The following is an 11,866-nucleotide window of genomic DNA, read 5'->3' on the forward strand; positions in this document are numbered from 1 at the left end:
AGGCGGTCATCCCGCTCGGGAGTCTCCGGTTCGGCGGGAACATCCACATCCAAGGGGTCGTGCCGGACCGACCGACTTCGCGACCGCCGGCCGGGCCGGCCAGCTGTCGACGGCCCCGGATGCGCGGATCACGGCGTCGCGCGAGCCAACGGGTCAGCCGCGGTCGTCGGCGCTGCGACGGGCCCGTCGCGGGGTCGAACGGCCCTCGTGCTCCTCGGGTGTGCGGGCCGAGGCGCTCCCGGCTGGCAGGTCCTCGGGCAGGACGCCGGCCACGGACTCGTGCCGGCCGCGGCGTTCGGCGCGGGCGCGCCGGGCCAGCAGCGGCGGCGGCTGCTCGGCATCCGGGGCGAGTGAGGACCACAGCAGGATGGGGATGGTGGCGAAGAACGGCCACACCACCAGCGACACCGGAGCGCTCAGGGTGAGCTGGATGGGCACCGTCTCCCCGGGCTGGGCGGCGCTGAGCCGGGCGGCGAAGTCGCTGGGGCCCAGCGCGTGGCCGACCACCCAGCACAGCAGCGCCGCCACGGTCGCCCCGGCCAGCGTCAGCGGGATCACCGGCCAGCCGATCCGGACCAGCCGCCACCAGGCGACCAGCCCGAGCAGCAGGCCCGCCACCGCGCCGATGAGCACGAACCAGGCATCGGAGCCGAAGTGCTGGGCCAACCCGCGCTCGGTGGTCGCGGCCCGTCCGTCGGCGGCGATCACGTAGCCCGGCAGGTCGACCACCGCCCACCAGACCAGACCGGACAGCGCGCCGACCAGCAGGCAGGCGGCCACGAACAGTGTCACCCGGTGCAGCAGGCTCCCGGTGGGCGGAGCGGAGGGCTCCTCACCGCCGGTCGCCTCGGCCCGGGTCGGGCTCACACGGTCAGACACGACGGCCCCAGCAGTGCCTTGAGGTCGGCCATCAGCGGAGGCGACGGGGTGACCCGCAGCTGCTGGTCGATCCGCCAGACCGTGGTCCTGCTCCCCGAGGACAGCCGCAGCTGCACCTCGGTCATCCCCGGGTGGGACTGCAGCACCCCGCGCAGCTGCTGGACCACCGGCGGCGTGCATCGGGTCGCCGGGAGCGAGATCACCACCGGCCCGGTGGGCCCCTCGGTGATGTCGGGCATGGTGACCTCCGAACCCATCATCTCCACGCTCTCGTCGCTCTGGCGCACCCGCCCCTTGACCCGCACCACGGTGTCGGTGGCGAGCACGGTGGAGACCAGCTCATAGGCCTTGGGGAAGAGCAGCACGTCGATCGAGGCCTCGAGGTCCTCGACGGTGACGATGGCCCAGATGTCGCCCTTCTTGGTGGTCTTGCGCTGGATCTGGGTGATCATCCCCGCGATGCTGGTGATGGTGTCACGGGGGCCGTCGTCGGCCAGCAGCTGCCCGATCGAGATCTCCCGCGAGGTCTCCAGGATGTGCTCCAGACCCTGCAGCGGGTGGTCGCTGACGTAGAGGCCGAGCATCTCCCGCTCGAAGGCCAGCTTGGTCCGCTTGTCCCAGTCCTCGCCGTCGGGCACCACCTTGGCCGCCATCGGGCTCTCGTCGGCGAACATCCCGAACAGGTCGTCCTGGCCGTTGGCCTCGTTGCGCTTGAGGTCGATGACCTCGTCCACCGCGGCGTCGAAGACCTCCATCAACGCGCGGCGGGGGTGGCCCATGGAGTCGAAGGCGCCGGACTTGATCAGCGACTCGATCATCCGCTTGTTGCACACGATCAGCGGGGCGTTGTCGAGGAAGCCGTAGAAGTCCTTGGCCTTGCCGTGCTTCTCGCGGGCCTCGACGATCCCCTGGACCACCGCACCGCCGACGTTGCGCACCGCCGACAGCCCGAAGCGGATGTCGGTGCCGACCGGGGTGAAGCTGGCCTCGGACTCGTTGACGTCGGGCGGCAGCACCTTGATGCCCATCCGGCGGCACTCGGCCAGGTAGATGGCCATCTTGTCCTTGTCGTTCTTCACCGACTCGAGCACCGCGGCCATGTACTCGGCCGGGTAGTTCGCCTTGAGGTAGGCCGTCCAGTAGGAGACCAACCCGTAGGCGGCCGAGTGCGCCTTGTTGAAGGCGTAGTCGGAGAACGGCACCAGGACGTCCCAGAGCGCCTTGATGGCCTCCTTGGAGAACCCGCGGTCGAGCATCCCCTGCTCGAAGCCGACGAACTCCGCGTCCAGCACCTCACGCTTCTTCTTGCCCATCGCCCGGCGGAGCAGATCGGCCTTGCCGAGCGTGTACCCGGCCAGCTTCTGCGCGATCTCCATCACCTGCTCCTGGTACACGATCAGCCCGTAGGTCGTGCCCAGGATCGGCTCGAGCGCCTCGGCCAGCTCCGGGTGCAGGTAGGTGACCTCCTGCTGGCCGTTCTTTCGCAGCGCGTAGTTGGTGTGGCTGTTGGCCCCCATCGGGCCGGGGCGGTAGAGGGCGCCGACGGCCGAGATGTCCTCGAAGTTGTCCGGCTTCATCAGCCGCAGCAGCGCCCGCATCGGCCCACCGTCGAACTGGAACACCCCGAGGGTGTCGCCGCGGCCGAGCAGGGCGTAGGTGGCCGGGTCGTCCAGGCCCTTGCTGAGCTCGTCCAGGTCGATGGTGACGCCGGCGTTGAGCTCGACGTTCTTCACCGCGTCGTCGAGGATGGTGAGGTTGCGCAGGCCGAGGAAGTCCATCTTGACCAGCCCGAGCGCCTCGCACCCGGGGTAGTCGAACTGGGTGATGATCGCGCCATCGGCCTCGCGCTTGAGCACCGGGATGACCGACTCCAGCGGCTCGCTGGACATGATCACGCCGGCTGCGTGCACACCCCACTGCCGCTTCAGCCCCTCGATCCCGGTGGCCTTGTCGACCACCGTGCGCACCTCGGAGTCGGCCTGGTAGAGGGCGCGGAACTCCCCGCCCTCGGCGTAGCGCTTGTGGTTGGTGTCGAAGATGTCGCTGAGCGGGACGTCCTTGCCCATCACCGCCGGCGGCATCGCCTTGGTGATCTTCTCCCCCACCGCGAACGGGTAGCCGAGCACGCGGCTGGCGTCCTTGACCGCCTGCTTGGCCTTGATGGTGCCGTAGGTGATGATCTGGCTCACCCGGTCGTCGCCGTACTTCTCGGTGACGTAGCGGATCACCTCACCGCGCCGGCGCTCGTCGAAGTCGATGTCGAAGTCGGGCATCGACATGCGCTCGGGGTTGAGGAACCGCTCGAAGATCAGACCGTGCTGGAGCGGGTCGAGGTCGGTGATCCGCATCGCGTAGGCGCACATCGAGCCCGCACCCGAGCCGCGGCCCGGGCCGACCCGGATGCCGTTCTCCTTCGCCCAGCGGATGAAGTCGGAGACCACCAGGAAGTAGCCCGGGTAGCCCTTGGCGATGATCACCTCCTCCTCGTAGGCCGCCTGCTTGCGGACCTCGTCCGGGACACCGGCCGGGTAGCGCTCGCGCAGCCCGCGGTCGACCTCCTTGACGAACCAGGACGTCTCGTCCTCCCCCGGCGGGCAGGGGAAGCGGGGCATGTAGCGGCCCTCGCCCTCGGTGAAGGAGATCTGGCAGCGCTCGGCGATCTCGAGGGTGTTGTCGCAGGCCTCGGGCAGCTCGGCGAAGAGCCGGCGCATCTCGGCCGGGGACTTGAGGTAGTAGCCGTCGCCGTCGAACTTGAAGCGGTTCGGGTCGTCCATGGTGGAGCCCGACTGCACGCACAGCAGGACGCCGTGGGCCTCGGCGTCGTGCTGGTGGACGTAGTGCAGGTCGTTGGTGGCCAGCAGCGGCAGCTGCAGCTCCTTGGCCAGCCGCAGCAGGTCGGCGCGGACGCGGGTCTCGATGGTGAGGCCGTGGTCCATCAGCTCGAGGTAGTAGTTGCCGGCGCCGAAGATGTCGCGGAACTCCGCCGCCGACTCCAGCGCGTTGCGGTACTGCCCGAGCCGCAGGTAGGTCTGCACCTCACCGCTGGGGCAGCCGGTGGTGGCGATCAGGCCCTTGCCGTAGGTGTTGAGCAGCTCCCGGTCGGCGCGCGGCTTGTAGAAGTAGCCCTCCGTCCAGGACTTCGAGCTGAGCTTGAACAGGTTGTGCATGCCGGTGTTGTTCTCGGCCAGCAGCGTCATGTGGGTGTAGGCACCACCGCCGGAGACGTCGTCGCCGCCGCCCTTGCCCCACTGCACCCGCTTGCGCTCACTGCGGTGGGTCTTGGGGGTGATGTAGGCCTCCAGGCCGATGATCGGCTTCACCGAGGTCTTCTTGGACGCCTTGTAGAACTCGTAGGCGCCGTAGAGGTTGCCGTGATCGGTCATCGCCAGCGCCGGCATGCCGTGCTTCTCGGCCGTCGCGAACAGGTCGGGCAGCCGGGCGGCACCGTCGAGCATGGAGAACTCCGAGTGCACGTGCAGGTGGACGAAGCTGTCGTTCTCGGACCCCGCCATGCTGCTCCAGCTCACCTCTCGTTCGACCCTCGCGGACCCACCGGGCCCGCCCGTGCGACGTCTGCACAGACTAGTACCGCCTCCCGACAGAACCTGGCGGCTCGCCCGTCGGGTGGTGCTGGCTCGGAGCGGGTGACGGCCGGGGGCCCCGGAGGGTCGGGAGAGGGGCTGCCGGGAGCTCGGGTGTGGTGAAGATCTCCTCCGCGATGCAGGGGTGCGTCCGGGGTCGGGAGTGGCCCTTCGACAGGCTCAGGGTGCTCGGGGTCGGGGCCGTGCCCGGCTCGTGTCCCGCCCTTCGACAGGCTCGGGGCGCTCGGGTCGGGACCGTGTCCGCCCTTCGACAGGCTCAGGGCGCTGGGGGCGGGGTCGTGCCCGGATGCGCGGAGGAGGCTGCCCCGGGTGGGACAGCCTCCTCCAGCGGGTCTTGCGTCGGGCCCTAGGCCATCATCTGGCGGACGTGCGGGCCGATCGGGCGGGGCAGCTTGGACGCGCCGCTGAGCATGGCGTCCACGCCGTTGGCGCAGGAGCGGCCCTCGGCGATCGCCCAGACGATGAGGGACTGGCCGCGACCGGCGTCACCGCAGGCGAAGACGCCGGGCACGTTGGTGGCGTAGTTCTCGTCGCGGGCGATGTTGCCGCGCTCGTCCAGCTCGCACCCCAGCTGCTCGACCACGGTGTTCGTCTCCGGGCCGGTGAAGCCCATCGCCAGCAGCACCAGGTCGGCCGGGATCTCCCGCTCGGTGCCCTCGACCGGGACGAACCTCCCGGCCTCGAACTTCACCTCGGTCAGCCGCAGCGCTGTGACCTTGCCGTCCTCGCCGACGAACTCCGAGGTCGAGCTGGCGTAGACCCGCTCGCCGAACTCCTCGTGGGCGGAGGAGACCCGGTAGATCATCGGGTAGGTCGGCCACGGCTGGTGCCCGGGGCGGGCCTCCGGCGGCTGGGGCATGATCTCGAGCTGGGTGACCGACTTCGCGCCCTGGCGGGTGGACGTCCCGAGGCAGTCCGCGCCGGTGTCGCCGCCGCCGATGATCACCACGTGCTTGTCCTCGGCGGTGATCTGGTTCTCGACGTGCTGGCCGAGCGCGGCCCGGTTGGCCTGGGGCAGGAACTCCATCGCCTGGTGGATGCCGTCGAGCTCCCGGCCCGGCACCGGCAGGTCCCGCGGCTTGGTGGAGCCGATCGCCAGCACGACGGCGTCGTAGCGCTCCTTGAGCTGCGCACCGGTGATGTCGACACCGACGTCCACGCCGGAGCGGAAGATCGTCCCCTCGTTCTTCATCTGCTTGATCCGGCGGTCCAGGACCGCCTTCTCCATCTTAAACTCGGGGATGCCGTAGCGCAGCAGACCGCCGGGGGCGTCGGCGCGCTCGTACACCGCCACCGTGTGCCCGGCCCGCGAGAGCTGCTGGGCCGCGGCCAGCCCGGCCGGGCCGGAGCCGATCACGGCCACCGTGCGGCCGGTGTGCCAGTCGGGGATCTCGGGCCGGACGCGCTTGTCCTCCCAGCCCTTGTCGATGATCGAGACCTCGACGTTCTTGATCGTCACCGGGTCGCGGGAGATGCCGACCACGCAGGCGGTCTCGCACGGGGCGGGGCAGAGCCGTCCGGTGAACTCGGGGAAGTTGTTGGTGGCGTGCAGCCGCTCCAGCGCCTGCTCCCACTCCCCCCGCCAGACGAAGTCGTTCCACTCCGGGATGAGGTTCCCCAGCGGGCAACCGGTGTGGCAGAAGGGGATGCCGCAGTCCATGCAGCGCCCGGCCTGGTCGCTGATGATCGGCAGCAGGGCCTTGCCCGGACCACCGGGGTAGACCTCGTTCCAGTCCTTGATCCGCTCCTGCACCGGACGCCGGGCGGCGCCCTGGGCGGGCGTGGTCATGAAACCTCGGGGGTCAGCCATGAGCGGCCTCCATCATCTTGCGGGTGGTGTCGGACTCGCTCAGGCCGTCGGCCTCGGCGGCGATCCGGGCGGCCATGACCTTGGCGTAGTCGCGGGGCAGGACCTTGGTGAAGCGCTCGGCGACCGCGCTGCCCGAGGGGTCGGACAGCAGCTGGGCCGCGGTCGGCGAACCGGTCTCGTCCAGGTGGCGCTGGAGCAGCTCGCGGACACGGGTGACGTCGTCGGCGTCCAGGGTGCAGGCGTCGACCAGCTCGGTGTTGAGCCGCTCCGGACGCATGTCGATGACGTAGGCCACGCCGCCCGACATGCCGGCGGCGAAGTTGCGCCCGGTGTCACCGAGCACCACCGCGACGCCTCCGGTCATGTACTCGCAGCCGTGGTCGCCCACGCCCTCCACGACGGCGGTGGCCCCGGAGTTGCGGACGCAGAACCGCTCGCCCACCTGTCCGCGGATGAAGATCTCCCCCGCGGTCGCGCCGTAGCCGATGACGTTGCCGGCGATGATCTGCTCCTCCGCACCGCCGGTCTCGGAGTGCTCGTCGAGGAAGCCGGCCCCGCGCTCGGGGAAGATGACGATCCGGCCGCCGGAGAGCCCCTTGCCGACGTAGTCGTTGGAGTCCCCGCTGAGCCGCAGCGTGATCCCGCGGGGCAGGAACGCCCCGAGGCTCTGCCCGGCCGAGCCGGTCAGCCGCAGCTCGATGGTGTCGTCGGCGAGGCCCTCACCGCCGGTGGCCTTGGTCACCTCGTGACCGAGGATGGTGCCGACGGTGCGGTCGACGTTGCGGACCGCGAACTCCCCGCTGAGCGGGGCCGGGGTCTCCCCACGCCGGGCCGCCTCGAGCACCGGCTGGGCGAACTCGACGAGCCGCATGTCCAGCTTGTGCTCCAGCCCGTGGTCCTGGGTGGTGACCCGGTGCCGCGGGGAGTCGACGGCCGGCGCGTGCAGGATCGGCGAGATGTCGAGCCCGTGCGCCTTCCAGTGGTCGACCGCACCCGAGGCGTCCAGCGCCTCGACGTGGCCGACGGCCTCGTCGATGGAGCGGAACCCGAGGGCGGCCAGGTGCTCGCGCACCTCCTGGGCGATGAACTCGAAGAAGTTCACCACGTACTCGGCCTTGCCGGTGTAGCGCGCCCGCAGGTCGGGGTTCTGGGTGGCCACCCCCACCGGGCAGGTGTCGAGGTGGCAGACCCGCATCATCACGCAGCCGCTGACCACCAGGGGCGCGGTCGCGAAGCCGAACTCCTCCGCACCCAGCAGGGCGGCGATGACGACGTCCCGGCCGGTCTTCAGCTGACCGTCGCACTGCACCACGATGCGGTCGCGCAGCCCGTTGAGCATCAGCGTCTGCTGGGTCTCGGCAAGGCCGAGCTCCCACGGTCCGCCGGCGTGCTTGAGCGAGGTCAGCGGGGCCGCGCCGGTGCCGCCGTCGTGGCCGGAGACCAGCACCACGTCGGCCTTGGCCTTGGCCACGCCAGCGGCGACCGTCCCGACGCCCACCTCGGCGACCAGCTTGACGTGCACCCGCGCCGACGGGTTCGCGCACTTGAGGTCGTGGATGAGCTGCTTGAGGTCCTCGATGGAGTAGATGTCGTGGTGCGGCGGCGGCGAGATCAGCCCCACGCCGGGCGTGGAGTGCCGGGTCCGGGCCACCCACGGGTAGACCTTCGCCCCGGGCAGCTGACCGCCCTCACCGGGCTTGGCGCCCTGGGCCATCTTGATCTGGATGTCGTCGGCGTTGGTCAGGTAGTCCGAGGTGACGCCGAAGCGCCCCGACGCCACCTGCTTGATGGCGCTGCGCCGCTCGGGGTCGTGCAGCCGGTCGCTGTCCTCCCCGCCCTCACCGGTGTTGGACTTGCCGCCCAGCCGGTTCATCGCGATCGCCAGCGTCTCGTGCGCCTCCTGCGAGATCGACCCGTAGGACATCGCACCGGTGGAGAACCGCTTGACGATCTCGCTGACCGGCTCGACCTCCTCCACCGGCACCGGGGTGCGGTCGGTGCGGAAGCGCAGCAGGCTGCGCAGCGTCATCTGCCGGGCGGCGTTGTCGTCGATCCGGGCCGTGTACTGCTTGAACACGTCGTAGCGGCCCTGGCGGGTGGAGTGCTGCAGGCGGAACACCGACTCGGGGTCGAACAGGTGCGGCTCGCCCTCGCGGCGCCACTGGTACTCCCCACCGATCTCCAGCTCGCGGTGGGCCAGCGGGATGCCGTCGGCCGGGTAGGCGGTGGCGTGGCGGCGGCGGATCTCCTCGGCCACCTCGTCCAGCCCGATGCCCCCCATCTTGGAGGTGGTGCCGGTGAAGTAGCGGTCGACCAGCTCCGCCGACAGCCCGTAGGCCTCGAAGATCTGCGCGCCGGTGTAGGAGGCGACGGTGGACACGCCCATCTTGCTCATCACCTTGAGCACGCCCTTGCCGAGCGCCTTGGCGAGGTTGCGGACCGCGGTCGTCGACTCGGTCTTCACGTAGACCTCGTTGCGGGCGAGGTCCTCCGCGCTCTCGAAGGCCAGGTACGGGTTGACCGCGGCCGCACCGTAGCCGAGCAGCAGCGCGACGTGGTGCACCTCGCGGACGTCCCCGGCCTCGACCACCAGCCCGACCCGGGTGCGGGTCTTCTCACGCACCAGGTGGTGGTGCACCGCGGCGGTGAGCAGCAGCGACGGGATCGGGGCCAGCTCGGCGTTGGAGTGGCGGTCCGACAGCAGGATGATCCGCGCACCGGCGGCGATCGCCTCGCTGGCCCGGCGGCAGGCCTCGTCCAGCGCCTCCCGCAGCGCCTCTCCCCCACCGTCGACCCGGTACAGGCCGCGGACGGTGTGGGTGGCGAAACCGGGCAGGCCGCCGTAGCGGTGCACGTGCAGCACCTTGGCCAGCTCGTCGTTGTCCAGCACCGGGAACGGCACCACCAGCTGGCGACAGGAGGCGGCCTCGGGGGCGAGCAGGTTGCGCTCGGGACCCAGCGTGCCGGCCAGCGAGGTGACGAGCTCCTCGCGGATGGCGTCCAGCGGCGGGTTGGTGACCTGGGCGAACAGCTGGCTGAAGTAGTCGAAGATCAGCCGCGGCCGCTGCGACAGCACCGCCAGCGGGGTGTCGGTGCCCATCGAACCGATCGGCTCGGCACCGCTGCTGGCCATCGGCGCGATCAGCAGGCGCAGGTCCTCCTCGGTGTAGCCGAACACCTGCTGGCGCCGGGTGACCGAGGCGTGGCTGTGCACGGTGTGCTCACGCGGGGGCAGGTCGTTGAGGCTGACCCGCGAGCGCAGCCACTCCCCGTACGGCTCGGCACCGGCCAGCTCGGACTTGATCTCGTCGTCACCGATGATCCGGTGCTGGTCGAGGTCGACCAGGAACATCCGGCCGGGCTTGAGCCGACCCTTGGCGGTGACCTTGGACGCCGGGACGTCCAGCACGCCGCTCTCCGAGGCCAGCACCACCAGGCCGTCGTCGCAGACCCAGTAGCGCCCGGGACGCAGGCCGTTGCGGTCCAGCCAGGCACCGATCTGGGTGCCGTCGGTGAAGCAGATCGCCGCCGGGCCGTCCCACGGCTCCATCAGCGAGGAGTGGAAGGCGTAGAAGTCCTTGAGCTCCTGGCCCATCTCGACGTTGTTCTCCCACGCCTCGGGCACCATCATCAGCACCGAGTGCGGCAGCGAGCGCCCGCCGAGGTGGAGCAGCTCCAGCACCTCGTCGAAGGAGGCGGAGTCGGAGGCGGAGTCGCTGCAGATCGGGTAGAGCCGGCTGAGGTCGCCCGGGATCAGGTCGGAGGCCAGCAGCTCCTCCCGCGCGCGCATCCAGTTGCGGTTGCCGCGGACGGTGTTGATCTCGCCGTTGTGGGCGATCATCCGGTACGGGTGCGCGAGCTCCCACGCCGGGAAGGTGTTGGTCGAGAAGCGCGAGTGCACCAGCGCCAGCGGGGAGGCCAGCCGCTCGTCGCCGAGCTCGGGGAACACCTCGCCGAGCTGGGCGGGGGTGAGCATGCCCTTGTAGACCAGGGTGCGGGCCGACAGCGAGGGGAAGTAGACGCCGACCTGGTTCTGCGCGCGGCGGCGCAGGCAGAAGGCCATCCGGTCCAGCTCGATGCCGGTGTGGCCGCCCCGCGAACGCACCACGAGGTGCTCGAAGTGGGGCATGTTGGCCGTGGAGATGGGGCTCAGCGTGCCCGGCTCGACCGGCACCACGCGCCAGCCGAGGACCTCCAGGCCCTCGTCGTCGGCCAGCGCCTCGATCGAGGCCCGGGCCCGGGCCCGGGCGTCGTCCTCGCGCGGCAGGTAGGCCATCCCGACGGCGTAGGCGCCGGCCTCGGGCAGCTCGAAGTCGCAGACCGCGCGCAGGAAGGCGTCCGGCACCCGGACCAGCAGGCCGGCGCCGTCACCGGCGGCCTTGTCCGCACCGGTGGCGCCTCGGTGGTCGAGGTTGCGCAGCGCCTCCAGGCCCTTCTGCACGATGTCGTGGCTGGCCTCGCCGCTGAGCTGGGCCACGAAGGCGACCCCGCAGGCGTCGTGCTCGTGGGCCGGGTCGTACAGCCCCTGGGCGGCGGGGCGCTGCTCACGGAAGGCGTGAGCGGTCGAGGTGGTGAGCTCTCCTCGGACCTGGTGCGTCATCTCGTCTCCCCTCTGGAGGACCCCGATCCGGCGGTGGGCCCTGCGCGGCTGAGGAGCCTAACCCAGGGCGTCTTGGATCGTGGGAACGTGTTCCCACATGACGGACAGGCAGGCGGGCGCCCACCACGTCGTCGTGTGGATCGGTCTGGTGGTGGGTGCGGTCAGCGGGGGCGACGACCGTCCACCCGCACCCGGACGGGTACGGGCTGCGGCTTCGGGCCCCGGGAACCGGAGTCGAACAGGTGGCGCCTCGTGAGCAGGACGGCGCCGGCGAGGACCGCGAGCGCGACCCCTCCGGCGGAGGCCGCGGCACCGGTCGTGCCGACGGCCACCGTGAGGGCCACCGCCGTCAGCGCCAGCAGGTGCACGATGGTGCGGTTCACTGCGCCTCCTCGGTGGTGGGTCACGGACGCCGGTCAGTATAGGCGCAGACGACCCCTCCCAGAGCCACGGCGACGGCCGCGGACTACACCTCCAGGCGCAGCGTGACGCTGACCACAGCGCCGTCGGTGACGCCCTCCGCGCGGCGTACCGCGTCCTTGAGGCCCAGCAGGTAGCTCCCGTCCCGCGGGAACAGCGAGGTGGTCCACGCGGTGGCGCCGATCCGGGCGGTGACGGGGATCACGCCCCAGCCGTAGGTGACCGAGGCCGCGACGGTGCCGATGGCGTCGGCAGCCTCCTCGCCGACGTCGACGAAGTAGAACGGCGACGGCCCGCGCCACTGGAAGACGGTGCCGGTGAAGCCCACCTCCACCTCAGGCCTCCGGCCGCGGCGTCCGACGGGGACCCTCCTCGTCGGAGCCCGCGGCGTCCGGCTGCTCCTCGGGCGGCGCGCCGCCCCCGGCGTCGGCGGTGCCGGCAGAGCGGCGCGGACGCGGCTCCTCCACCCGCTCGGCCGGCTCGGCCGCCTCGTCGTCCTCCGCCTCGCGGGCCTCGCGTCCAGGCTCGACCGACTCCTCCAGCCCGGGCCGGCGG

The 11,866-nt window shown here is 71.1% G+C and carries 7 protein-coding genes; all 7 read right to left on the reverse strand.

What is annotated here, in order from left to right; translation table 11 throughout:
• Nucleotides 1-153 precede the first annotated feature (153 nt).
• A complete protein-coding gene (locus DVA66_RS10600) occupies nucleotides 154-879 on the reverse strand; it encodes a hypothetical protein (RefSeq protein ID WP_157973948.1) in 726 nt (241 codons plus the stop codon).
• Nucleotides 864-4,391: a DNA polymerase III subunit alpha gene (gene dnaE, locus DVA66_RS10605; protein ID WP_114560059.1), complete on the reverse strand. Its 3,528-nt coding sequence runs from the start codon at nucleotides 4,389-4,391 to the stop codon at nucleotides 864-866. Before dnaE ends, DVA66_RS10600 begins: the two co-directional genes overlap by 16 nt.
• 436 nt (nucleotides 4,392-4,827) lie before the next feature.
• The gene (locus tag DVA66_RS10610; RefSeq protein WP_114560060.1) at nucleotides 4,828-6,291 is read right to left on the reverse strand and encodes a glutamate synthase subunit beta; all 1,464 of its coding nucleotides are present in this window, start codon (nucleotides 6,289-6,291) and stop codon (nucleotides 4,828-4,830) included.
• Entirely contained in the window at nucleotides 6,284-10,891 is a 4,608-nt protein-coding gene (gene gltB, locus DVA66_RS10615; RefSeq protein WP_114560061.1) for a glutamate synthase large subunit, read from the reverse strand. The genes DVA66_RS10610 and gltB overlap by 8 nt, the downstream gene beginning before the upstream one ends.
• A 161-nt stretch (nucleotides 10,892-11,052) precedes the next feature.
• Complete coding sequence (locus DVA66_RS10620; protein ID WP_114560062.1) at nucleotides 11,053-11,274, reverse strand: hypothetical protein; 222 nt, start codon at nucleotides 11,272-11,274, stop codon at nucleotides 11,053-11,055.
• Nucleotides 11,275-11,357: 83 nt separating this feature from the next.
• Nucleotides 11,358-11,645: a DUF1905 domain-containing protein gene (locus DVA66_RS10625; protein ID WP_114124816.1), complete on the reverse strand. Its 288-nt coding sequence runs from the start codon at nucleotides 11,643-11,645 to the stop codon at nucleotides 11,358-11,360.
• A 1-nt stretch (nucleotide 11,646) separates the two neighbouring features.
• On the reverse strand, nucleotides 11,647-11,866 hold a 220-nt coding region (locus DVA66_RS10630), incomplete at its 5' end, for a hypothetical protein (protein WP_198671656.1).

It is taken from the genome of Desertihabitans aurantiacus, from assembly GCF_003344635.1.
In the GTDB taxonomy this organism is placed as follows: Bacteria; Actinomycetota; Actinomycetes; order Propionibacteriales; family Propionibacteriaceae; genus Desertihabitans; species Desertihabitans aurantiacus.